At 69.5% G+C, this 23,583-nt stretch carries 20 protein-coding genes; 10 read left to right on the top strand and 10 right to left on the bottom strand.

The annotated features are described in order from the left end of the window. Positions 1 to 41 precede the first annotated feature (41 nt). Positions 42 to 2,198, bottom strand: coding sequence for an excinuclease ABC subunit UvrB (uvrB, locus tag AJAP_RS13610; RefSeq protein WP_038511337.1), 2,157 nt, complete (start codon positions 2,196 to 2,198; stop codon positions 42 to 44). 58 nt (positions 2,199 to 2,256) lie between these two features. Beyond that, a complete protein-coding gene (locus AJAP_RS13605; protein WP_038511334.1) occupies positions 2,257 to 3,585 on the bottom strand; it encodes a DUF5685 family protein in 1,329 nt (442 codons plus the stop codon). A gap of 142 nt (positions 3,586 to 3,727) precedes the next feature. On the opposite strand from AJAP_RS13605, the gene AJAP_RS13600 reads away from it, so the two are divergent. The 3 genes from AJAP_RS13600 to AJAP_RS13590 all read left to right on the top strand — a co-directional run bounded on the left by AJAP_RS13600 (position 3,728) and on the right by AJAP_RS13590 (position 7,507). After that, positions 3,728 to 4,243 carry a DUF402 domain-containing protein gene (locus AJAP_RS13600; RefSeq protein WP_038522982.1) on the top strand — a complete coding sequence of 172 codons (516 nt, stop codon included), beginning with the start codon at positions 3,728 to 3,730 and terminating at the stop codon, positions 4,241 to 4,243. A 138-nt stretch (positions 4,244 to 4,381) separates the two neighbouring features. Further along, complete coding sequence (locus AJAP_RS13595) at positions 4,382 to 5,896, top strand: ArnT family glycosyltransferase (RefSeq protein ID WP_038511332.1); 1,515 nt, start codon at positions 4,382 to 4,384, stop codon at positions 5,894 to 5,896. Positions 5,897 to 5,986: 90 nt separating this feature from the next. Further along, entirely contained in the window at positions 5,987 to 7,507 is a 1,521-nt protein-coding gene (locus AJAP_RS13590) for an ArnT family glycosyltransferase (protein WP_038511330.1), read from the top strand. A 12-nt stretch (positions 7,508 to 7,519) separates the two neighbouring features. Here the strand turns inward: AJAP_RS13590 and coaE are convergent, their stop codons facing one another. The 3 genes from coaE to AJAP_RS13575 are packed head-to-tail and all read right to left on the bottom strand — an operon-like array spanning position 7,520 to position 10,775. Continuing rightward, positions 7,520 to 8,704 carry a dephospho-CoA kinase gene (gene coaE, locus AJAP_RS13585; RefSeq protein ID WP_038511327.1) on the bottom strand — a complete coding sequence of 395 codons (1,185 nt, stop codon included), beginning with the start codon at positions 8,702 to 8,704 and terminating at the stop codon, positions 7,520 to 7,522. Between the two features lie 5 nt (positions 8,705 to 8,709). Next, positions 8,710 to 9,303 carry a TetR/AcrR family transcriptional regulator gene (locus tag AJAP_RS13580; RefSeq protein ID WP_038522979.1) on the bottom strand — a complete coding sequence of 198 codons (594 nt, stop codon included), beginning with the start codon at positions 9,301 to 9,303 and terminating at the stop codon, positions 8,710 to 8,712. Then, a complete protein-coding gene (locus tag AJAP_RS13575; protein WP_038511325.1) occupies positions 9,273 to 10,775 on the bottom strand; it encodes an FAD-dependent monooxygenase in 1,503 nt (500 codons plus the stop codon). Before AJAP_RS13575 ends, AJAP_RS13580 begins: the two co-directional genes overlap by 31 nt. A gap of 207 nt (positions 10,776 to 10,982) precedes the next feature. Between AJAP_RS13575 and AJAP_RS13570 the strand changes: the two genes are divergently transcribed. Beyond that, positions 10,983 to 11,207: a hypothetical protein gene (locus tag AJAP_RS13570; RefSeq protein ID WP_037345494.1), complete on the top strand. Its 225-nt coding sequence runs from the start codon at positions 10,983 to 10,985 to the stop codon at positions 11,205 to 11,207. A 152-nt stretch (positions 11,208 to 11,359) separates the two neighbouring features. Here AJAP_RS13570 and rpsA read toward each other — a convergent pair whose 3' ends face one another. After that, positions 11,360 to 12,859 (bottom strand): 30S ribosomal protein S1, encoded by a 1,500-nt coding sequence (gene rpsA / locus AJAP_RS13565; protein ID WP_037345493.1) that lies wholly within the window; start codon positions 12,857 to 12,859, stop codon positions 11,360 to 11,362. 302 nt (positions 12,860 to 13,161) lie between these two features. Here rpsA and AJAP_RS13560 point away from each other — a divergent pair, with 302 nt between their 5' ends. The 6 genes from AJAP_RS13560 (at position 13,162) to AJAP_RS13535 (ending at position 19,154) form a co-directional block, all read left to right on the top strand. Then, the gene (locus tag AJAP_RS13560; RefSeq protein WP_038511321.1) at positions 13,162 to 14,013 is read left to right on the top strand and encodes a class I SAM-dependent methyltransferase; all 852 of its coding nucleotides are present in this window, start codon (positions 13,162 to 13,164) and stop codon (positions 14,011 to 14,013) included. Next, positions 14,010 to 14,912, top strand: a complete 903-nt coding sequence (locus tag AJAP_RS13555) for a GNAT family N-acetyltransferase (RefSeq protein WP_038511320.1) — start codon at positions 14,010 to 14,012, stop codon at positions 14,910 to 14,912. The genes AJAP_RS13560 and AJAP_RS13555 overlap by 4 nt, the downstream gene beginning before the upstream one ends. Before the next feature lie 31 nt (positions 14,913 to 14,943). Further along, positions 14,944 to 15,873: a GNAT family N-acetyltransferase gene (locus tag AJAP_RS13550; RefSeq protein ID WP_038511317.1), complete on the top strand. Its 930-nt coding sequence runs from the start codon at positions 14,944 to 14,946 to the stop codon at positions 15,871 to 15,873. Between the two features lie 139 nt (positions 15,874 to 16,012). After that, the gene (locus tag AJAP_RS13545; protein ID WP_038511315.1) at positions 16,013 to 16,687 is read left to right on the top strand and encodes an ATP-binding cassette domain-containing protein; all 675 of its coding nucleotides are present in this window, start codon (positions 16,013 to 16,015) and stop codon (positions 16,685 to 16,687) included. After that, positions 16,684 to 18,579, top strand: a complete 1,896-nt coding sequence (locus AJAP_RS13540; protein WP_038511313.1) for a YhgE/Pip domain-containing protein — start codon at positions 16,684 to 16,686, stop codon at positions 18,577 to 18,579. Before AJAP_RS13545 ends, AJAP_RS13540 begins: the two co-directional genes overlap by 4 nt. Then, positions 18,576 to 19,154 carry a TetR/AcrR family transcriptional regulator gene (locus tag AJAP_RS13535; RefSeq protein WP_037345486.1) on the top strand — a complete coding sequence of 193 codons (579 nt, stop codon included), beginning with the start codon at positions 18,576 to 18,578 and terminating at the stop codon, positions 19,152 to 19,154. Before AJAP_RS13540 ends, AJAP_RS13535 begins: the two co-directional genes overlap by 4 nt. Before the next feature lie 306 nt (positions 19,155 to 19,460). Here AJAP_RS13535 and AJAP_RS13530 read toward each other — a convergent pair whose 3' ends face one another. The 4 genes from AJAP_RS13530 to AJAP_RS13515 are packed head-to-tail and all read right to left on the bottom strand — an operon-like array spanning position 19,461 to position 23,580. After that, complete coding sequence (locus AJAP_RS13530) at positions 19,461 to 19,784, bottom strand: CU044_2847 family protein (RefSeq protein WP_038511310.1); 324 nt, start codon at positions 19,782 to 19,784, stop codon at positions 19,461 to 19,463. A gap of 9 nt (positions 19,785 to 19,793) precedes the next feature. Then, positions 19,794 to 21,083 (bottom strand): ABC transporter substrate-binding protein, encoded by a 1,290-nt coding sequence (locus AJAP_RS13525; protein WP_038511307.1) that lies wholly within the window; start codon positions 21,081 to 21,083, stop codon positions 19,794 to 19,796. After that, positions 21,080 to 22,168 (bottom strand): hypothetical protein, encoded by a 1,089-nt coding sequence (locus AJAP_RS13520; protein ID WP_038511303.1) that lies wholly within the window; start codon positions 22,166 to 22,168, stop codon positions 21,080 to 21,082. The genes AJAP_RS13525 and AJAP_RS13520 overlap by 4 nt, the downstream gene beginning before the upstream one ends. After that, positions 22,165 to 23,580 (bottom strand): VWA domain-containing protein, encoded by a 1,416-nt coding sequence (locus AJAP_RS13515; protein WP_038511302.1) that lies wholly within the window; start codon positions 23,578 to 23,580, stop codon positions 22,165 to 22,167. The genes AJAP_RS13520 and AJAP_RS13515 overlap by 4 nt, the downstream gene beginning before the upstream one ends. Positions 23,581 to 23,583: the final 3 nt, after the last annotated feature.

The following is a 23,583-nucleotide window of genomic DNA, read 5'->3' as shown; positions in this document are numbered from 1 at the left end:
TTGCACGCGCAAGGATCGCGTTCAGAGGACGAAACGCGGGGTCACTTGATGCCGGCCGCGTCCATGCCCCGGAGCTCCTTCTTGAGGTCCGAGACCTCGTCCCGGAGCCGGGCCGCCAGCTCGAACTGCAGGTCGCGCGCGGCCTGCATCATCTGGTCGGTCATCTGCTGGATGAGGTCGGCCAGTTCGGCGCGCGGCATCCCGGCGACGTCCTTGTCCGCGAGCATCCCGGAGCTGCGTACGCGGTCGCCCTGCTCGGGCTTCTTGCCCCGCGAGGAGTTCCGGCCCGAACCACCGACGGCGACCGACTCCGTGTCCTCGGCCTCGCTGTAGACGCGGTCCAGGATGTCGGCGATCTTCTTCCGCAGCGGCTGCGGGTCGACACCCCGCTCCTCGTTGTAGGCGACCTGCTTGGCGCGGCGGCGATCGGTCTCGTCGATGGCGTGCTGCATCGAGTCCGTGATCTTGTCCGCGTACATGTGCACCTCGCCCGACACGTTTCGCGCCGCGCGGCCGATCGTCTGGATCAGCGACGTGCCACTGCGGAGGAAGCCCTCCTTGTCCGCGTCGAGGATCGCGACCAGCGACACCTCGGGCAGGTCGAGACCCTCACGGAGCAGGTTGATGCCGACCAGTACGTCGAAATCACCCGCACGCAGCTGCCGCAGCAGCTCGACCCGGCGCAGCGTGTCCACTTCGGAGTGCAGGTACCGCACCCGGATGCCCAGCTCCAGCAGATAGTCGGTGAGGTCCTCGGCCATCTTCTTGGTCAGCGTGGTGACCAGGACGCGCTCGTCCTTCTCGGCCCGCTCGCGGATCTCGTGCACCAGGTCGTCGATCTGGCCCTCGGTCGGCTTCACGACGACCTTCGGGTCGACCAGGCCGGTGGGCCGGATGACCTGCTCGACGAACTCGCCGCCCGCCTGCCCCATCTCGTATGGCCCCGGCGTCGCCGACAGGTACACCGTCTGCCCGATCCGGTCGCTGAACTCCTCCCAGGTCAGCGGCCGGTTGTCGACCGCGCTGGGCAGCCGGAATCCGAAGTCGACCAGGTTCCGTTTCCGCGACATGTCGCCTTCGAACATGCCGCCGATCTGCGGGACGGTCTGGTGAGACTCGTCGATGACCAGCAGGAAGTCGTCCGGGAAGTAGTCGATGAGCGTGGCGGGCGCGGAGCCCGCGGAACGGCCGTCGATATGCCGCGAGTAGTTCTCGATACCGGAGCAGAACCCGACCTGGCGCATCATCTCGATGTCGTACGCGGTGCGCATCCGCAGCCGCTGCGCCTCGAGCAGCTTGCCCTGCTTCTCCAGCTCGGCCAGCCGCTCCTCCAGCTCGGCCTCGATCCCACGGATGGCCTTCTCCATCCGCTCCGGGCCCGCGACGTAGTGCGTGGCCGGGAAGATGCGGACCTCGTCGACCTCTTTCACGATGTCGCCGGTGAGCGGATGCAGGTAGTAGAGCTTCTCGATCTCGTCGCCGAAGAACTCGACGCGGATCGCCAGTTCTTCGTACGCCGGAATGATCTCGACCGTGTCGCCGCGGGCGCGGAAGGTGCCGCGCGCGAAGGCGATGTCGTTGCGGGTGTACTGCACGTCCACCAGCGCGCGGAGGAAGACGTCGCGGTCGAGCTGCTCGCCGACCTTCAGCTTCGTCGACCGGTCGAGGTACGACTGCGGCGTGCCGAGGCCGTAGATGCACGAGACACTCGCGACCACGATGACGTCACGCCGGGACAGCAGGTTCATCGTCGCCGAGTGCCGCAGCCGCTCGACGTCGTCGTTGATCGACGAGTCCTTCTCGATGTAGGTGTCCGTCTGCGCGATGTACGCCTCGGGCTGGTAGTAGTCGTAGTAACTGACGAAGTATTCGACCGCGTTGTTCGGGAACAGCTCCCGCAGCTCGTTCGCCAGCTGCGCGGCGAGCGTCTTGTTCGGCGCCATCACCAGCGTCGGGCGCTGGACGCGCTCGATCAGCCAAGCCGTCGTCGCCGACTTGCCGGTACCCGTGGCACCGAGCAGCACGACGTCCTTCTCGCCCGCGTTGACCCTGCGTTCGAGTTCGTCGATGGCCGCCGGCTGGTCACCGGCGGGCTTGTACTCGCTGACCACCTCGAACCGGCCGCCCGTCCGGGGGATGTCCGTGACGGGGCGGAAGTCCGACTGGGCGAGCACGGGGTGTTCGGATGCGAAAGCCACGGGAACCAGAGTAGGCGCAGGGTCCGACAGTTTCACCGATCCCCTGGTCAGAGCCTTCCTAGCAGGAGCAATCGCAGCACGTGCAGCATTCGCAGCAGGAGCAGTCGGCACCGCCGCAGCCGTCGTGGGGTTTCCCGCTCCACGGGCCAGGGAACGGGTCGCGGCAGCAGAACTGGCACGAACAGCACATGTAGGTGGCCACTGTGCAGCCGAAGAAGAAGCCCCGCGGTTGCGGCGGCACCCGGAACTTCGGCGTCCAGCAGGCTCCGCCCTGACCGTCCACCGGGCCGCTGCCCCCGTGCTTGCCCTTCTTCGGCGGCTCCTGCGGCGGGCCTCCACCACCGGGCGCGCCCTGCGGCGGGACCGGCCCCGGTGGCGGCGCCTGGTGCCCGCCCTGCGGGTAGGGCTGCTGGGGATAAGGCGGCTGAGGATAGGGCTGCTGCTGATACGGCTGGTGGGGATGCTGTTGCGGCCGGGGCCCGGGTCCGATCCAGCCCGGCGGCGGCTGCTGAGGGCCGTGCCCGTGACCGGTGAGGTTGTGCCCGAAGGACCGCCGCACCGCCTGCCGCAGTTCGTGCACCAGCAGGGCGTGAACCAGCTTCGGCTGGTCGAACTTCACTTCGCGAAGGGCGAGTTCGACGCCGAGCACGGCGTCGTCGCACAGCCGTCGTGCTTCGGCGAGGCCGGTGCCGGTGGCCGTCAGCGGGTTCCACGCGCCGGCGGCCTCGTCCTCGGCGAGGTCTTCGACGGCGTCGAGCAGGTGAGCGGCCCTCCCGAACAGGCGCCCGGCCTCGGCCAGCGGCGCGGCGTTCTCCGGACGGCCCGCGATGACCGCGGTGTGCGCGAACGCGGCCGCCGTCGCCAGTTCGGCCGGTTCGGTGGCGAGCACGGCCGAATCACCCAGATGGAGGGCGCGTTCGATCTCGCCCTGCCGGTCGACGGCCTCGGTCAAGACCGCCGTGTCGAAGCCGATCCGGATGCCTGTGCGGCTCCCCTGGTCCGCCCAGCGCGTCGCGACCCGCCTCGCGGCGAGAGCGACGGAACGCCGCGCGAAGGCGCCATCGCGGTCCTCGACGTGGTCACTGATCTTGGCCGACGCCAACACCAAGGAGACGGCCGCCGCGAGCTGGGCGCCGCCGCCCTTCGCGACCGACGTCCCCTTCATCGCCCGAAGCGGGCAAGGGCCGGCGTCGCGCCGCCCCTCCGCACGGGGTGACTGCGCTTCGACGAGCGCCGAGATGATCAAGCCGTCATAGTTCGTCACCATTCGGGCGAGATGTCCGTGTTCGTCGCGCAGCGCCAGGCAAAGACCGCAGAGATGGGCGAGCCAGTCCGCGTGCAGACCCGCGGAAAGCCGGTGGCGGCACGGCCTGATGATCCCGAACATACGTCGACTCCCACTCACCCTTATGGCGGAACCAGCGCACCTTATCCGGCCAGGCGGCTCCACTCCCCCGGAACCGCGAAACCGTGATCGTCCACCCGGTTGGGCGGTGTTCGCGGGCGTCGGCTCCTTCCAAGATGGGCGGATGACCGCGCTGCATCCGCCGAAGGTCGAGTACTTCGACCCCGCCGCGAAGACCAACACCGACCCCAAGGGCGTCGTGAGGGACGTCGACGAATACCGCGAAGAGCCCTTCGGCCTCTACATGGCGCGGCCGACGCCGGGGCGGACGCAGTTCCACTACCTCGAGTCCTGGCTGCTGCCGGATCTCGGCCTGCGGATCACCGATTTCTGGTTCAACCCCGGTCACGAACGCGACCAGGACTTCTACCTCGACGTCGTCGACATCCGCCGCGAGGACGGCGTCTGGGTGGCCACCGACCTCTATCTCGATCTCGTGCTACGGGACAAGAAGTCCGTCCAGGTGATCGACACCGACGAACTCCTCGCCGCGGTCACCGCCGGGCTGCTCTCCCCCGCCGACGGCGAACGCGCGCTCGATGTCAGTCACACGACCGTCGACGGGCTGGCCACCCACGGACACGACCTGCGCGGATGGCTGTCCACAAAGGACATCACACTCGGCTGGCGACGGCACTGAGCGGCCGGCATCCATCGTTCGATTGATCTTCACTCATCCCTTGGACGAGCGGATCACGACCGCCTGATGGATACCCGGAAGGGCGCCTTTGCGGAACTCTCGATCACGGAGTAACCGATCGAGAGGGGGCGGATACCCGTGGTCATCGAGACCGAGGGGCTCCGAGAACGCGTGGAGACCACGAAGTTCGCGAGGGCACCGGTGCTGGCGATCGCCGGGGCGATGGGGGCGGTTCTCGCGGCGACGGCCGGTCGCTACGGCTATTTCGGCGACGAGTTGTACTTCCTGGCGGCCGGTCGGCATCTGGACTGGGGGTATGCCGACCAGCCGCCGTTGTTGCCGCTGCTGGCCCGGCTGATGGACGGGTTCGGCGCCGATTCGCCGTTCGTCCTGCGGATCCCGGCGATGCTGGCGATGGTCGCCGGCGTCGTGCTGACCGCGCTCATCGCCAGGGAACTGGGCGGTGGCCGCAAAGCGCAGACGATCGCGGCGGCGACCTTCGCGGTGTCCCTCCAGATGCTGGGCAGCGGGCATTACCTGGCGACCAGCACGATCGACCCGTTCCTGTGGACACTCCTGCTGTGGCTGCTCGTCCGGTGGACGCGGACCCGCGAGGACGGGCTTCTGCTCTGGAGCGGGGTGGTCACCGGATTCGCGCTGAACACGAAGTTCCTCATCGGGGGCTTCTGGGTCGTCGCGCTGATCGCCGCCGCGATGATCGGCCCCCGTGACCTCGTCCGCCGTCCGGCTCTGTGGTTCGGCGCGGTGATCGCCGCCGCGATGATCGCGCCGACGCTCGTCTGGCAGGCGGCGAACGGATGGCCGCAACTGACCATGGGCGCGGCGATCTCCCAGGAGGTCTCGGCGGGTTGGGGCGGGCGGGTCACGTTCGTCCCGGCACTGGTGCTCAGCGCCGGGGTTCCGGTGGGGATGATCCTTCTCGGCTATGGCCTGTGGCGGCTGCTGCGGTCCGAACGCCTGCGGCCGTACCGTTTCCTCGGCTGGACCGCGCTCGGCGTCCTCGCCCTGTTCGTGCTCGCGAACGGGCGCTATTACTACGCGGCGGGGATGTTCGCCCCGCTGTTCGCGGCCGCGGCGGTGGAGATCGAAGCGGGTCAGGCGTCGAAGTACTGGCGTTGGCTCGCCACCTGGCCGGTGTACGCCGTGGCCGCGATGATCGCGATCCCGCAATCGCTCCCGATCCTCCCGAGGTCGGAGCTGGCGAGTGCCCCGGAGTGGACCCGGCCGGTCTTCGCCCTCGAGGAGGTCGGCTGGCGGGAGATCACGGAGTCGGTGGCGCGGGCGTACCGGACCGCACCCGATCCGGCCCGGACCGGGATCGTGACGGCGAAGTACTGGCAGGCGAGCGCGATCGACCACTATGGACCGGAGCTGGGGCTCCCGTCGCCGTCGAGTCCCAACCGCGGCTACGCCACGCTGCCGAGTCCGCCGGAATCGGCACGGGACGTCCTGTTCGTCGGGAACGACCCTTCGGGGCTTGTGCCGTACTTCACGCGGATCCGTGAGGTCGGTGCGCTCGACAACCGGGCCGGGATCACGAACGTGAGTCAGGGCATGAAGATCTGGCTGGCCACCGGCCGGAACGGGGCCTGGGACACGGTATGGCCGAAACTCACGGACTGGGGGTTCTGATGCTCCAGCGGACCTCTCACGACCGACGCGCCACGCCGTCGGCACGTAAGGTGCGAAAGGACCGGCACCCGAGGGATCTGCGAGGAATGGATGGAAGCCGCCCACGCGGCCGAAACACCGACCGTGTCCAGTGCGGCGTTCGCCCGGCTCCCGGTGGGGCTGCTCGCCGCGGCGGCCGCGGCGGTCCTGCTGGCGACGGCGTGGCGCTACGGCTACTTCGGCGACGAACTGTACTTCCTCTCCGCGGGCAAACGGCTGGCCTGGGGTTACGCGGATCAGCCGCCGGTGCTCCCGTTCCTGGCGCTGGCGATGGACACGCTCGCGCCGGGCAACGTCTTCGTGTTCCGCCTGCCCGCCGTCCTCGCGACGGCCGCCGGTGTCGTGTTCACCGGGCTCATCGCCTACGAGATGGGCGGGGACCGCCGTGCGCAGACCCGCGCCGCCGCGGCGTACGCGATCTGCGGGCAGTTCCTCGGCAGCGGGCACTACCTGGCCACGTCGACGATCGACCCGGCGCTGTGGGCGCTCATCGCGTGGCTGCTCGTCCGGTGGATGCGGAAGCGTGACGACAACCTGTTGCTGTGGCTGGGCGTGGCGACCGCCGTCGCGCTGAACGTCAAGCTCCTCATCGCGACGTTCTGGGTCGCCGCCGGGATCGCGATCCTGCTCTTCGGGCCGCGAGATCTCTTGCGCAGGCCCAAACTCTGGGCAGGCGCGGGGATCGCCGCGCTGTCGATGGTGCCGACGCTCTGGTGGCAGGCCGCGAACGGCTGGCCGCAGCTGGAGATGGGTGACGTCATCGCGCACGAGACCACCGGCGGCTGGAGCGGGCGTGCCGGGTTCCTGCCCGCCCTGCTGACCGGGGCCGGGCTCGGCATCGGTGTCGTCGGTGTCCTCTATGGACTCTGCGTCCTGCTGTTCTCGTCCAGGCTGCGCCCCTACCGGTTCCTCGGCTGGACGGCCGTCGGCGTGATCGCGCTCTTCATCCTGTCCAACGGCCGGTACTACTACGCGGCGGGTATGTTCGGCGTCCTGTGGGCGGGTGCGGCAGTCCACTTCGGACAGTTGAAGCCGTCGCTGTGGTTCCGCTGGATCCCGACCTGGCCGGTGTTCCTGCTTTCCGCGTTGTACACCCTCCCGTACGCGCTGCCGGTGTGGCCGTCCGCCTGGCTCGCGGAAGGGCGGGATGTACCGCGTCCGGCGTACGCGCTGGAGGAGATCGGCTGGCCGGACCTCGCCCGTTCGGTCGCCGACGCCTACCACCGGCTCCCGCCGGAACAGCGGGAGCGCACCACCCTCGTCACGGCAGGCTACTGGCAGGCCGGAGCGCTGGACCGGTACGGCGCCGACTACGGGCTGCCCGCCGTGTACAGCCCGAGCCGCGGGTTCTGGTACTTCGGGCATCCACCCGAGACCGCGGACAGCGTCCTGTTCGTCGGGCCGGATCCGGCGCGGCTGCTCCGGTCCTTCACCGCCGCCCGGATCGTCTCGCGCGTGGACAACGCGACCGGTGTGCGCAACGTGAGCCGCGGGATGCCGATCTGGCTGGTCACCGGTCACACCGAGACCTGGGCCGAGGCTTGGCCCGCGCTACGGGAATTCCGGGTCTGACCGAGCCGGCGCCTAGGGGGTCCAGCCGGTCGACTCCGCCCAGGCGTCGGCGCGTGCGAAGGCGGCGTCGACCCAGACCTGCTTCTCGTCGGTGTACTGCTCGACGGTCCCGTCGCCGGCGTGCTTCGCGGCCATGGCGTTCTTGACGGCCGCATAGGCGTCGCGTTCGCCGGGGTTCTGTCGCAGCCATTCCGGGAACAGCAGCGCGAGCCGCCAGGCCGGGGTCTCCTGCGAGCGGACGTGCAGGTTGACCGGACGCCGGGGATCGCCGCCGAAGTGGAACCGCTTGGGCCAGGTGCCCTCTTCGCCGTGCGCGTCGTCGTACCACTCGCCTTCCGCGCGCGGGAACCCCGCGTCGGAAAGCGCCTGGGCCAGTTCGTCGGCCCTGTCCAAAGTGGACACGGTCAGCTGGAGGTCGAGGATGTCCTTGGCGGGCAGCCCCGGCACGGACGTCGAGCCGATGTGATCGATCCGCACCGCGTTGTCGCCCGCCACCACGCGGATCCGCGCGAGCGCCCGCTCGGCCTGCACGGGCCACGTCTCGTCGTACGACGCGATCTTCGGCGACATCGGCGCCCGCGGCTTGCGGAGCCGCACGTTCGCCTCGAACGGGGTCAGCCGGTCCGCCCACAGCGCGTCGACCTCGGCGAGCACGATGTCGGGCGCTCCGCTGTTGTCGAACCACACGTCGGCCACCGCCCGGCGCTGATCGGTCGTGGCCTGCGCCTTGATCCTGGCGCGCGCGTCCGGTTCGGCCATTCCCCGCGCCTCGACCAGGCGGCGGACCCGCACCTCCTCCGGTGCGTCGACCATGACGACGAGGTGGTACATCGGCGCGAGTCCGCCTTCGACCAGCAGCGGGATGTCGTGGACGATGATCGCGTCCGGCGCGGCCGCCGCCATCAGCTCGGCCGTCCTGGCGCCGACCCTCGGGTGGACGATCGAGTTCAGCCGCTTGCGCGAGTCCTCGTCGGCGAACGCCTTCGCGGCGAGCGCGGGCCGATCGAGCGCACCGTCGGAGCCCAGGATGTCTTCCCCGAACGCCTCCACGAGTTCGGCGAGCCCCGGCGTCCCCGGTTCGACGACCTCCCTGGCGATCTTGTCGGAGTCGATGAGGACGGCGCCGTGCTCGGAAAGCCGGTTCGCCACCGTCGATTTTCCGGCGCCGATCCCGCCGGTCAGGCCCACACGCAGCATGTCGATCAGCCTAGATGAAGGTCCTCCCGGCGGCCGAGGTGCCGCAACATGCCCCGCAGCCTGCCGTCGATCTCGGCTTCGGCCACTTCCCCGCGCAGCAGCACGAATCCGATCGCCCCGGCGAACACGTCCTCGATCACGGCCGGATCGGTGCCCTCGGGGAACTCGCCCTTCTCGACCGCGTCCCTGGCGAGTTCGGCGAGACCGGACAACCGTGGCCGGAGGTACCGCTCGACGTAGGCACCGACCAGGTTCGGATGGTCCACCGACGCGCCGACGACCCTGGCCATCAACATCCGGAACCTGTTCTGGCTCAACAAGCGCGCGACCGTGACGACGAGTTCGCCGATCGACTCCGCGTTCGCGCCGTCGGGTGGACGCGCGTGCTCCAGTGCCGCCAGGAACAAGTCCTCCTTGGACTTCCACCGCCGGTACACGGTCATCTTCGCGACACCGGCCCGTTTGGCGATCGCCTCGATGCTCGCGCCGCCGAACCCGTCCTCGATCAGCAGGTCCAGCGCGGCGTCCAAGATCGCCACGTCGTTGCCCGGATCGCGGGGGCGCCCGCCTACCCTGTCCACCGCATGTCGTTCAGCCACGCGGCCATCTTGTCCGGTGCCGGAAGCCCGCGCCAAGCCAGGTGCCCGTCCGGCCTGACCAGCAGCACGTCGCGCGATCCCTTGCACACCAAGGTGCCGACCAGATCGGCACCGAGTTGCCCGGCGACCGCCTCGGTGTGCCGGGCCGCCTGTTCGGCGTCGCCGGCCACGACCGTCCAGCGCCCGGATATCGCCGCGCGCAACGTCGTCTCGACGCCGTCCGTCCGTCGGCACCGCAGGTCCGGCACCCGGTCCCCCGGCCGGGGTTTGCGGGCCCACCGGCTCGCGCCCGGCGCCAGCGGCCCGCCTCGGTAGGTGGTGTCCAGCTGGGACGCGACCAGCCACAGCCGGCGCTGCACCGCGGTCGACCGGATCGCCGGCATCACCAGCCGGTCGCGCACCAGCCGTTTCCACGGCCGGTCCGGCAGCATGATGTCCACCGCCCCGCTGGTCGCGGCCAGCACCTTGCGGGCGAGGGGCCGCCGCTCGCCCTCGTAGGTGTCGATCAGGTCTTCCCCCGCCAGACCGCGAGCGACCAGGGTGAGCTTCCAGGCCAGGTTCTCCGCGTCCCCCAGTCCGGTGTTCTGCCCCTGCCCACCGGTCGGGCTCTGGATATGCGCCGCGTCGCCCGCGAGCAGGAGCCGGCCTTGCCGGTACCGGTCGGCGAGCCTGCGGTGGATGCGGAACTCCGAACTCCACCGCACCTCGGTGACCGTGTCCCGAGACAGCCCGCTCCGCCGGCAGAACTCGCTCAGCACCTCCTCACCGATCTGCTCGGTCGAGAGCCCTTCCGGCAGGCCGGGAAGCGGCTCGGTGAACACCCGCCAGGCGTTGTCCGGCAACGCGGTCACCGACAACATCCGCCCGGTGTCCATCCAGGTGACGCTGCCGTCGTGGTCGAACGGCCAGTTCGCGCGCACGTCGGCCATCAGCAGCCGCTCGATCAGTTTCCGCCCGGAGAAGCCGATACCGGCGATCCGGCGGACCGCGCTGTGCGCGCCGTCGCAGCCGATCAGCCACGAGGCTTCGATTTCGCGCTCGTCGGTGTCCACGACGACGGTCACCCCGTCCGGGCGCTGCCGGGCGCCGGTCACCTTGGTACCCCATTCGACCTTCCCGCCCACCTCGGCGAGCCGCGCACGCAACGCGCCTTCGACCTCGGCCTGGGAGATCAGCAACGTGGGTTTCGGCAGCATCGCGGCGGCCTTGCCGACCTGCAGTTTCAGCACCGTGCGCGGGCCGTCGTTGTAATACATGGTGAGCAGCGACCGGGACCGGCTGCGCAGATCGCCCAGCGCGCCGATCCGCTCCAGCACTTCGACGCCACGGGGCTGCAGGCCGAGGGCACGGGAAGTGGTGACCGGTCCGGGGGCGGCGTCCACCAGCCGTACGTCGACGTCGTGCATGAACAGATGAACGGCGAGCGCGAGGCCGGTCGGGCCCGCGCCCACGATGACAAGAGGTTCGCTCATGTTTGTAAACGATACCGTCTCGTTTACTAACCTGTCCAGACTTCGCGCTGGGTGACGAGAGAGGCACATCCGGCACAGAAGGGTGCAAAAGGCAAGTTGATAGTGACGCGAGACTCAACCTTTATGGGTGACACGCCGGGCGGTTACGCCGCATCGGAGGCCTGATTGCGTACCGTGCGCGGCGAAGGTCGCCCACACGGAGGAAAGATGGCAGACGGCAAGCACGTCGGAAGGCACCGGCTCGGTACGCCGGGCCTGGTGCACTGTGTCCTCCATCGTCCCGTGGCCGAGGCCCTCGCCGAATATCGGCGCACGTGGCTGAGCGCGCTCCTGGTCCCGGCCAAGCACAGCTTCGCCGGACTCCGCCGCAAGGCCCGCGCCGCGGCGCTCGAACGCATCTGGGTGCCGGCCGTCCGGCCCGCCACTTCCTGACGCTCTTCTCCCCCTACCGCATTCAGTCCTCTGGATGCGGTAGTTGCGCGTGCAAGGATCGCATTCAGAGGACGAAACGCGGGCAAAAGAAAGCGGCCCCGGTCCGTGTGGACCGGGGCCGCTTTCTGTCAGCTACTGGCTGAGCGCCTGGATCACGCGCCGCCCGACAGCTTCTCGCGGAGAGCCGCGAGCTGCTCGTCGCTGGCGAGCGTGCCACCGCTCTTGGCCTCGGCCGGAGCGGAGGTGTAGCTCTGCTCGCCCGAGTCGCCGGAGGTGACACCGGTCGCGGCGTCGGCCGCGGCTTCCGCGTCGGCCTCGGCGGCCTTGACGACCTGCTTCATGTGAGCCTCGTAGCGGGTGTGAGCCTCGGCGTACTGACGCTCCCACTCCTCACGCTGCTTGTCGAAGCCTTCCTGCCACTCCTGGGTGTCCGGGTCGAAGCCTTCGGGGTAGATGTAGTTGCCCTCGGCGTCGTACTCGGCGGCCATGCCGTACTGGGTGGGGTCGAACTCGGTCTCCGGCGTGACGCCCTCGTTCGCCTGCTTCAGCGACAGCGAGATGCGACGACGCTCGAGGTCGATGTCGATGACCTTGACCATCACGTCGCCGTTGACCTGGACGACCTGCTCCGGGATCTCCACGTGGCGCTCGGCCAGCTCGGAGATGTGCACCAGGCCCTCGATGCCCTCCTCGACGCGCACGAACGCACCGAACGGGACGAGCTTGGTGACCTTGCCCGGCACGATCTGGCCGATCGCGTGGGTGCGGGCGAACTGACGCCACGGGTCTTCCTGGGTCGCCTTCAGCGACAGCGAGACGCGCTCGCGGTCCATGTCGACGTCCAGAACCTCGACCGTGACCTCCTGGCCGACCTCGACGACCTCGGACGGGTGGTCGATGTGCTTCCAGGACAGCTCGGAGACGTGCACCAGGCCGTCGACGCCACCCAGGTCCACGAAGGCACCGAAGTTGACGATGGACGACACGACGCCCTTGCGGACCTGGCCCTTGGCGAGCGCGTTGAGGAACTCGCTGCGCACCTCGGACTGGGTCTGCTCCAGGTAGGCGCGGCGGGACAGGACCACGTTGTTGCGGTTCTTGTCCAGCTCGATGATCTTCGCCTCGAGCTCGCGGCCGACGTACGGCTGCAGGTCGCGCACGCGGCGCATCTCGACCAGCGACGCGGGCAGGAAGCCGCGGAGGCCGATGTCCAGGATGAGGCCGCCCTTGACGACCTCGATGACGGTGCCCTTGACGGGCTCGTCCTTCTCCTTGAGCTCCTCGATCGTGCCCCAGGCGCGCTCGTACTGCGCACGCTTCTTGGACAGGATCAGACGGCCTTCCTTGTCCTCCTTCTGGAGGACAAGGGCTTCGACCTCATCGCCGACGGTGACAACCTCAGCCGGGTCGACATCGTGCTTGATGGAGAGCTCGCGCGAGGGGATGACACCCTCGGTCTTGTAGCCGATGTCGAGCAGGACCTCGTCACGGTCGACCTTGACGATGGTTCCTTCGACGATGTCGCCATCGTTGAAGTACTTGATCGTCTTGTCGATCGCAGCGAGGAAGTCTTCCTCCGACCCGATGTCGTTGATAGCGACTTGCTGGGGCCCGGTGGGGGCGGTCGGGGCGGTGGCGGTGTCGGTCGTCATTAGGCGGGTTGCTCCGGTGGATGGGAAGTAGTGGGTTTGCAGTTAGGGCACCATGGGCTTCCGACATGAGGCGACCGCATAAGCAAACGTCCACAGGGAACGACCGCGAGCATCACCGCATCCGGTACGCGACCCCCTGACCCGGACGCTGAGCGAACCGGGGGAAAGAGTAGCGCGAACCCACTGCGCTAACAGATATCCTACGCGGCCCCCTGTACACGGCACAATCAGGGTCGCCCCCACGATCACGGCGGGCGGATAAGCTGTGCCGCGAAGCCCTGACCTGGGGAAAGGATATCGGTTTGAGCCAGCAGTCCGTCACCGAGCCCGATCGGCACGCACAGGCCGAGGAGCGGCTCGGCACCGCGGGGGTCGCCTACCGGGCGGTCTCGGCGCCGGAAGCGACCGCCGCGAACCTGGCGTGGTGGGACGCCGACGCCGACGACTATCAGGCGACCCACGGCGGGTTCCTCGGCGACGCGGACTTCGTCTGGTGCCCCGAGGGCGTCCGCGAGGCCGACGTCGCGCTTCTGGGTGAAGTCGACGGCAAGCGGATCCTCGAAGTCGGCTGCGGGCAGGCCGCCTGCTCGCGCTGGCTCGCCGCACAAGGCGCCGAGGCGGTGGCGACCGATCTGTCGGCGGGCATGCTGCGGCACGCGAGGGAAGGCAACGAGCGGACCGGCACGCCCGTCCCGCTCGTGCAGGCGACGGCCGAGTCGCTCCCGTTCGCCGACGCGAGCTTCGACGCGGCCTGCTCGGCCTTCGGCGCGGTGCCGTTCGTGGCGTCGGTGGACGTCGTGTTCGCCGAAGTGCGCCGGGTGCTCCGGCCGGGTGCCCGCTGGGTGTTCTCGGTGACCCATCCGATGCGCTGGATCTTCCCCGACGACCCCGGGCCGCAGGGCCTCACGGTCACGCAGCCGTATTTCGACCGCACGCCTTACGTCGAGGTCGACGAAGAGGGCGTCGCGACGTACGTCGAGTACCACCGCACCCTCGGCGACTACGTCCGCGCGCTCTCCGACGCCGGCTTCACGCTCACTGATCTCATCGAGCCCGCTTGGCCGGAAGGGCACACCCGCACCTGGGGACAGTGGAGCCCGTTGCGCGGCAAGCTCTTCCCCGGCACCGCGATCTTCTGCACCCAGCGGGGATGACCCCGGCGGCGGAACGACAGAGGGCGCGGTTCGCCGCGCTCGACCCGTTGATTCCGCCGCCTCCCCCGCTCCCACCGGGCGAACCCCTCGAAGCAGGCGGCGCCAGCGGGACGATCACGCACGTGCGGTTCGCGGCGGGTTCCTGGCAACGGCTCTGGAGCCCCGCCCATCTGCAGATCCTCTCCGCGGTCCTCCCCCTCGACGCCGTCGCGGGCATGAGCGCGTTGCTTTCCGCCTGGCGCGAGCGGATCGCGCTCGCCGACGCCGAACCGGATTCGTCGTGCACGGTCACCTGGCCCAGCCGTGACGTCGCGGTCTCACGGGCCCTGCTCGACCACGGGCTCGCGCCGCAACTGGCGCTGGCCGTCCGCGAGCCCGCGGCGGGGGAAGCGCATTCCGTACCCGGCGTGACGATCCGCGCGTCGACGCGGGGCGATCTGGAGGAGATCGTCGACCTCCGGTTCGAAGAACTTCGCTACACCTCGCTCGTCGGCCACGGTGTCGTCCGGCCCGGCGCCAAAGCCCTGCTCGCCGAAGAGGTCCGGCGCGGCCTGCAGTTCGGCGGCCGGGTCTGGATCGCCGAAGAGGAAGGCCTCACGGTCGGGATGGTGACCGGCGGAAAGCGCTCCCCGATCCCCGGCGACGCGCTCGCCGGACGCTTGCCGCCGGGCGAATGGGGCTACGTCGGAACGCTCGCGGTCACCGCGGCCGCGCGGGGACGCGGGATCGGGCGCGCGCTGACCGCCGCAGTGCACGACGAGCTGTTCTCGCCGTCGCTGCGCGGTACCTTCGTCTCGTACAATCCGGCGAATCCGCTGTCCCCGGTGTTCTGGCACCGGCAGGGTTATCGTCCTCTGTGGACGACGTGGGCGGCCGCCCCGGCCGCGGCCCTTCGGTAGCGGAGCGCCGCGGTCGACACTGGGGACGGGGATGGAAATCGAAAAGACCTTGTTCGACGCGCACCGCGCCCGGTTCGCGTCGATCGACGGGTTCCTGCCCGAGGCGGCGCCCGCCCCGGTCGTCGGTGAACGCGTGGACGCGGCCACCGCGGCCGGCGTCCAGGTCACCGGAGTGGTGCAACGGCAGCTGCACGGGCCGGACGACGTCCCCCTGCTGTGGTCGGCCGCCGACGTGCGGCAGCTGTTCCCGTTCATCGGGAACACCGGCACCGAGGGCATGGACGTGCTCCTGCGCGCGTGGCGGGCGTGGATGGACGCCGAATCCCCCGGCGAGGACTCGTCCTGCGTGGTCAACTGGCCGAGCCGGGACGCCGAGGCGATCCGCGCGTTCCTCGACCACGGGCTGGTGCCGATGTCCGCGCTCGCGGTGCGCGCCGGCGGCCATCGTGACGCCCCGGACGCCGAGGGCGTCGCCGTCCGCCGGGCCCGGCGCGACGACTTCGACACCGTGCTCGCGATGGCCGTGTCGACCCACGACTACATCGGCCAGGTCGCCACCCGGCACCGTCCGAACGCCGCCGAACTGCTCGCCCCGGCGCTGGAACGCGCGCTCGACAAGGATCTCCCGCTGCTGTGGCTCGCCGAACGGGACGCCCGCATCGCGGCGTTCGCGCACGGCGCGTGGATCACCTCCTCACCCGGCTCGGCCGAGGCCGAACTGCTCCCCCACGGCCGCTGGGGCTACGTCAACAACGTCGTCACCCTGCCCGGGCTGCGCGGAAGCGGACTCGGCCGCACACTGATGTCGGTGGTGCACAAGGAGTTCGCCGCCGACGGCGCGGACGGCACCTACCTCTACTACAACCCGACCAACCCGCTCTCCTCGGTGTTCTGGCACCGGCAGGGTTATCGTCCACTGTGGACGTCCTGGGAGGTCCATCCGGCGTCGGCCCTGCGATAGACGTCCGGTTTGCGGAGGTTTCGTCACTCTTGTGTGTGACGTGAGCCCCCCAAGGTTGTGCACCTCCCAGGTCAGGGCTAACTTTTGAACTGACCAGTCAGTTTAAAAGTTCCGCGAGTCACCGACCTGGGAGTTCTTCGTGCGGGTTCAAGCCGACAGGGTGTCCGTGACCGGACCCCACGGCACGTTGCTGTCGCCCACTTCGCTCACCGTTTCGGGTGGTGAGCTGGCGATAGTGCACGGCGAGCCGGGAGTCGGCGTCACCGCCTTCGGGCTGGCGCTGGCAGGCAGGCTGAAGCCCGCCACCGGGACGGTGACCGTCGAGGGCGGCGACCCGCACAAGGTCGTGGCGATCGTCGACTCCCCCGGCGTGAGCGAGCCGGACGGCGCGTTGTCGCTGCAGGTCGTCGTCGGGGAGGAACTCGAACTCGCGAAGCGCCCGGCGAACAAGGCCGCCGTCGCGAGCTGGCTGGCCGAGCACGACGCCGCCGCCTTCGCCACCACCCGATTCGAGAACATCGAACCGGTGACGCGCACCCGGCTGCTCACCGCGCTCGCCGCGAACCGTGAGGGCGTCGGCGTCCTCGTGCTCGACACCCCGGACCGGCACACCAGCGACGTCGACAGCTGGGCGCGGCTCGCCCGCGAGCACGCCGAGCGCGGCCTCGCCGTCATCGTGCTGACCGCCACCACCCCGGTTTCGGCCCTGCCGGAGAAGCCCGCGCTCTGCGGCGCCCTCGAGCAGCCCGACCCCGTGCGCTGCGCGCCGGTCGAAACCGCTGAGATCGAAGAGACTTCAGGAGACCAGGAATGAATCCCGTCCGGATCGCCGCCAACGAGCTGCGCCGGCTGAGCAGTGGCACCCTGCCGAAGCTCGCCATGGCCGCGCTCGTCCTGGTGCCGCTGCTCTACGCGTCCTTCTACCTCTACGCGAACTACGACCCGTACTCGCGCCTGGACAAGCTGCCCGCCGCCGTCTTCACCTCCGACACCGGCGCGAAGGACTCGGCCGGCGTGGAACGCAACGTCGGCCGTGAGGTCACCGACGAACTGGTCAAATCCGGCACGTTCCAATGGCACGAGGTGTCCCAGGACGAGGCCGCGAAGGGCGTCCGCGACGACAAGTACTCGTTCGCGATCGGCATCCCGCGCGACTTCTCCACGGCGCTGCTGTCGTCGGGCAACTTCCAGCCCCAGCAGGCGACGATCACGCTGACCACCAACGACGCGAACAACTATCTGTCCGGCACCATCGCGAAACAGGTCGCCGAGCAGGTCCGCAAGACGATCGCGGAGAAGGTCGGCAGCGAGGCGGCGGACAAGTTCCTGGTCGGCTTCTCCACGATCTACGGCAAGATCCAGGAGGCCTCGACCGGTGCTTCGCAGCTCGCTGACGGTGCCGGCAAGCTCAAGACCGGACAGCAGCAGCTGGCCGACGGCGCCAACCAGCTCGCCTCCGGCAGCTCCCAGCTGGCGACCGGCCTCGGCACCCTGAAATCCAGTACCGCCCAGCTCCCCGCGCAGACCCAGAAGCTCGCCGACGGCGCCGGTCAGGTCGCCGACGGGAACCAGAAGGTCGCCGACGCCGCATCGCTCGCGGCGACGGCTTCCGGCGACATCCAGGCCAAACTCGACGGTTACCGCACCCAGCTCGCGCAGGATCTGCGTGCCGCCGAAGTCCCCGAGGCGAAGGTGCAGGAGATCCTGAGCCGTCTCGACACCCTCCGGTCTCCGGTCGACCAGGCGAACACGAAGATCCAGGGTGCGAACAGCCAGCTGATCCAGCTCGCGTCCGGTGCCCGGCAGGTGTCCGACGGCGCGCACCAGCTGGCCTCGGCCACCCCGCAGCTCACCAGCGGCATCGCGCAAGCGGCCGACGCGTCGGCGCAGATCCGCGACGGAGCGGCGAAGCTGAACGACGGCGAGAAGACCGCGGTCAACGGCACGAACCAGCTCGCCGACGGCGCGGTGCAGCTGCGCGACGGGCTCGCGGCCGGGCTCAAGGAGATCCCGAACCCGGACGACCCCACCCGGGCGGCGACCGCCAACACCATCGCGGACCCGGTGGCGGTCAACTCCTCCGGCGTCGCCTCGGCCGGGACCTACGGCGCGGGTCTCGCCCCGTTCTTCATCTCGCTCGCGACCTGGATCGGCGCGTTCGTGCTGTTCCTGTTGCTGCGCCCGCTCTCGACCCGCGCGCTGACCGCCGGCGCGTCACCGTTCAAGGTCGCGCTCGGCGGCTGGCTGTCCTCGGCGCTGCTCGGGATCGCGCAGGTGATCGTGCTGTTCGGCGCGGTGACCTGGCTGGTCGGCATCGACGTCGCGCATCCGCTCGGCGCGATCGGGTTCGCGGTACTGGTGTCGCTGACCTTCACGTCGGTGGTGCACGCGCTCAACGCGTTCTTCGGCGCCGTCGGGAAGTTCCTCGGCCTGGTGCTGCTGGTGCTCCAGCTGGTGAGCGCGGGCGGCACGTTCCCCTGGCAGACGATCCCGGACGCGTTGTACCCGTTGCACATCGTGCTGCCGATGGGTTACGCGATCGACGGGTTCCGGCACCTGCTCTACAGTGGCGCCTCGATGGAGATCCTCGGTGACATCGGTGTCCTTGTCGCGTATCTCGTCGGCGGGATCCTGGTCTCGACACTGGCGGCGCGGAAACGGCGCACCTGGACGGTTTCGGCGCTGAAACCCGAGCTGGCGTTGTGAGTCCCCGGGGTGAGGCGACGAAGCAGAAGCTGTTCGAAGCGACGCTGCGGCTGTCCGCCAGCCGTGGCCTCGTGGGGCTGACGGTGGACGACATCGCGGCCGAGGCGAAGGTCGCGAAGGGCACCGTCTACTACAACTTCGGCAGCAAGGACGGTCTTGTCGACGCACTGCTGCGCTACGGCGTCGGCGTGCTCGCGGACCGCCTGCGCGCGGCGACCGGCGACGGCGACCCGATGGACGTCATCGAGTCGCAAGTGGACGGTGCGCTGGAGTTCATCGCCGAATACCCCGGTTTCTCGCAGATCCTGGTGAGCGAGATGTGGCGTACGCCCGGCACCTGGCACGAAACGCTGACGCTGCTGCGCGAGGAGATCATTTCGATCGTGCGCGAACAACTCCACCGGCTGGACGCCGCCGGGCGGCTGCCCGACGGCGTCCAGATCCAGACCGCCGCGGCGGGGTTGTTCGGCACGATGCTGGTGGTCGCGCTCGACTGGCAGGTCTTCCAGCCGAAACGGACCAGGGCCGACGTGCGGGAATCGGTGATGGTGCTGATCCGGGGCCTCGGGCGTTAGTCGAAGGACGCGTTCCCCTTGGGCGATTTCGTCACTGTCGTGCATGGGCTGAAGGCTCCCTTCACCGCATCCGAAGCGACGAAAGGAGCCTTCGCCGCACGGCCGGATACGGGGAGCGGCGATAGCCACAGCCGTCACAGTGTCGCGCGTTAAGGGCCCCTTCCCTCGGATCAGCCGAGGAAACTCGACCTTGCCAAGTACATGAAGGCCCCCTTCCTTGCGCCTAGGTACAGGAAGGGGGCCTTCATGTACCTAGCTTCATGTACGTCAAGTGCCCAACGCGGATCGTGGGTGGCGAAACATCCTTCAGCTGCCTGTCTCCCGGACCCACTTCAGCTTGACCTCGAAGTTCCCCTCCAGTCCCGTTTTCGCGATGACGGCGCCCGCTTGCGCGGTCAGCTTGACGCCGAACTTGAGTTCGACCTCGTCCGGTCCCCTGGTCATCGACCGAAAGGCGTCCAGTGCCGCCGCGGCCGCGTCCTTGACGTTCGCGAGTGCCGCTTCGAAGGACCCCTTGGTGTCCTCGATCAGGTCGTCCCGCCGGGAGACCCGGGCGGTGCCGGGGACCGGGTCGATCTCGACGATCACCGAACCACCGCCTTCGAGCGGGAATCGTGCCAGGTCGTTCACCGATGCTCCTCACTGTCCACAGGGGATTTCGAACCATTCGCCCTGCTGGATGCTTTCTCGGACGTCGTCGAGTTGTTTCAGCAGGATGTCCAGCCGGTCCCGGTTGCTCAGGTATTCCAGAACGGCCCGGTGGAACGCGCCGGTCATCGTCGCGGGCATCAGGTCCGAGGCGTCGAAGCACAGTGCGGACGCCGAAGTGATCGTGTCCGCGACCCTCCGGCTCACCTGATCCGGATAGACGTCGAGACCGAGCTTCCGGTTGGCGGAAAAGGCGTTCGCGCGCGGGATCGACGGCCAGATCCGCTGTGCCTTCTCCGAAGCGAGGAACTCCATCAGCTTGCGCGCCTGCGGGGTGTCCTGGAACATCCCGGCGAGGTCGGCCGCGACCTCGGAGACGTCGCGGCCGGGGAAGCTGAGGAAGTCGAAATCGGTGCCCGGCTTGGGAAAGGTCCCGTCGGGGCGTTTGAAGTTCTGGTAGCGGCTCATGATGAACGACGCCTGGTGTTCGAGCGCGCAGCCCGGCGGATCGGTGAACATGGCCTTGCCCGCGTCGCCGAAATCGGTCAGCAGCGCGGCCGCGGTACCGCCGCGGATCGCGGTGGGTTCGAGCACGGAACCCCAGTCCAGCCAAGCCTGTTTGACCTCGGGCGAGGTCCACGGCAACCCGCCGGACGCCCACTGCCGGTACTTCTCCGGCCCCGCCGAATGCAGCAGGATGTCTTCGATCCAGTCGGTTCCCGGCCAGCCCGAGGTGGGCGGGGCACCCATCCCGACACACCACGGCGTGCCGCCGGCCGCCGTCAGCCCTGCCGAGTATTCGCGGAGCGCGGCGAACGTCGTCGGGCGGATCCCGGTCATCCGGGCCGGGTCGTACCAGATCAGGCTTTTGAGATCGGCCTTCACCGCGACCGCGTACAGCTTCTCGGTGCCGATTTTCTGCAGGGTGACCCACTGTGAGCTGAAAGACCGCGTCACGGCGGCGGAAAGGTCGTCGTCGAGCGGCAGCAGGTCGCCCGACTTCCGGTATTTCGCCAGCACTCCGGCGTTGGGCAGGACGGCCACGTCCGGCGGAGTGCCGCGCTGGACGTCCGAAGCGAGCACCTGGTCGACGGCCCGGGTGCCTTCGTAGAGGTAACCGATCCCGGTGTCGGCCTTGAACGCGTCCAGCACCTGGCGGAAGGCCGTTTCCTCGCCGCCGGTCCAGGACGCGAGGACGACGACCGGTTCGTCCTCCGCCGACGCCGAACAGCCGCCCGCGACCAGTGACAGCGCCGTCAGCACGGCGATCAGGCGCTTCACGGGCGATACCGGTATTCGTCGATCCGAGCGTGCAGCCCGAGCAGGACGAGTCCGCCCGCGAGCAGGGTGCCCGCCGGGATCAGGAACTCCCGTCCGCCGGATTCGGCCGCGGCGGAGGCGTCGGCCGCCACCGCCTTCGCGCCCGCCGTGGCCACCCGGGTGTTGTCCGTCGCCACCGTCGTGGACTGCCGTGCCCGCACGCGGAACTCGTCGACGGTCACCCCGCATCCCTGCCTCTCGTCGCAGTACTCGGTCAGCAGGTCGGCGAGCTGCCGCTGACCGGCGTCGTCGGCCGCCTTGAGCTGCTGAGATCGCGCGGCGGCGACACCGTCGAGCCGCTCCCCGACCGAATCCAGCCGGTCGCGGCTGATCAGTGTGAGCACCAGGGCGACGCCGATGGCGGCGATCAGCACGGTCGCCGCGAGCAGCGGGAGGTTCGCCACGCGCCGGAAACGCTTCCGCAGGTACAGCTGGGTGAAGACCAGCAGCACCAGCAGGGCCAGCACCGGCAGCAGCCAGAGCGGGAGCATCGCGAGGCTCATCCCGGTGTCCGACAGCTGCCGGTCCAGCGCCTCACGTTGCCTGCCCTGCAACACTTCCAGCTCTTCCAGGACCCCGCCCGAAGCGTGCAGCAGCCGAGAGGCGTGCCAGAGATCGACCGCGCCCAGCACGGCGGCGTCCGGCTGGCGGAAGTGCACGTCGGCCTGGCCGATGGAGCCCGAGTAAGCCGCGACCTGGCTTTCGATCACCTGCAGCGCGTTGCCGCCCGCCTCACCCGCCTGGTTGAACTCCGCGACCCGCGCGAGGCTCTGGCTCGCCAGCGCCAACTGGTTCGCGTACTCCTGCCCCGGCCCGGCGAGTTTCGCCTCACCGGAGGCGAAACTCGCGATCGCGGCGGCGTCGGCGGCCACCAGCGCGGCCCGTGCGGCGGTCACTTCGAGCACCGCCTGCGCGGTGCGGTCGCGGACGGTCTCCGCCGTGTTCTGGACGTTCTGGAACGCCCACAGCGAGACCACCAGCACCGCGAGGGTGAGCGCCAGCAACGCGGTACGGAGCCGGACCAGCCGCACCCGGGTGGCCGTCACGAAACGACCTCGCCGAACGGTCTTCCGCAGCCGACGCAGAAGTTCGCCCCGGCGGGTGAGAGCGCGGGGCAGGCCGGGCAGGCGACCGGTGTTCCGTCGGGCATCGGCCGATCTTCCTGCGGAAGGGCGATTTCCGAAACCCTCGACGGGATGACGACGTGCAACGCGTGGCTGCGGGTCGCGTCGGGGCGCAGCCGCACCACGCCTTTCTCCGCGTCGAGGATCTCCACGACCCCGGAGAGACGGCTGAGGGTCTCGTCGTCACCCGCGGCGGTGGCCAGGGCGACCGCGCGCCCCCAGTCCCGTTCGGCTCCGGCCCGGTCGCCCGCCGCGTAGGCATCGCCGCCCGCGGTCAGCGCCTCGCCGAGGTCGGCCTGCGCGGCGTACTTCGAGACCATCGGGTGAATCAGCGTCGGCGGGATCGGATCACGCGTCCACCGCCCCGCGATGGCCAGCGCGTCCTCCTCGACCGCGGCTCCCGGCACCGGGACGAGTTCCGTCCACGCCAGCTGGCGGTCCTGACCGTGGCTGGGTTCGAGGTCCGGGTCGAGATCCAGGATCAGCTGGTAGTCCCGTGTCTCGTCGCTCGCGAACGAACCGAGCGACAACTCCTGCTCGCGGACGCCGACCTCCCGGCACCGGTCGGTGAGGTCGTACTCGTCGGGGAACACCTGCTTGATCGACCGCAGCCTGCTGAACGGCATGGTGCCGATCCGCAGCCGGACCTCGGGCAGCACCTTCGTCATCGCGCTCTCGACCAGCTGCCGGAAGTCGTCGGCCAGTTTGTCGTCCTCGACGACGGAATCGACGTTCCCGCGCAGGACCCGGCCGATCTGGGTGAGTTCGGCGGGCTCCCAGCCGTCGCCGATCCCCCTGGCGTCACAGACGAACCGGCCTTCGCAGCTGTTCAGCACGGTCATCAGATCGGCCCTGGTCTGGGAGTCGTTGCGGCCGTCGGTGAGGAGGATCGCGTGGCGGACGGCGTCGGGCACGCCGTCGAAGAGGTCGCGCGCCTTGGCCAGCCAGGCACCCATCGCGGTACCACCGACGGCCGCGAGATGCTCGACGGCGGCGCGCGCCTCCGCCCTGGTCCGGCCGGAAGCGGTCACCAGGCCGTCCTCGGCCGGGTAGATCATCTTCGCGCGGTCGGTGCCCTGGATGACGGCGAACCGCACGCCGTCGGGGAGGACGTCGATGGCCGCCGCGGCCGCGCGCCGGGCCTCGCCGATCTTGGTGCTGGGAAAGCGCATCGAACTGGAGCAGTCGATCATCAGGACCTCGGCGGCCGTCCTGGCCGCGGACGCTTCACCGCCGCGCGAGACGACCCGGACGATCGCGGTCATCGCCCGGTCCCCCTCGGCCAGGAACTTGTTCTGGTGCACTTCGAGGCCCAGACCCGGCTCCCCGCTCATTTC

The sequence above is a fragment of the Amycolatopsis japonica genome (genome assembly GCF_000732925.1).
Classification (GTDB): domain Bacteria; phylum Actinomycetota; class Actinomycetes; order Mycobacteriales; family Pseudonocardiaceae; genus Amycolatopsis; species Amycolatopsis japonica.
This window is presented reverse-complemented; position numbering and strand designations above follow the sequence as displayed.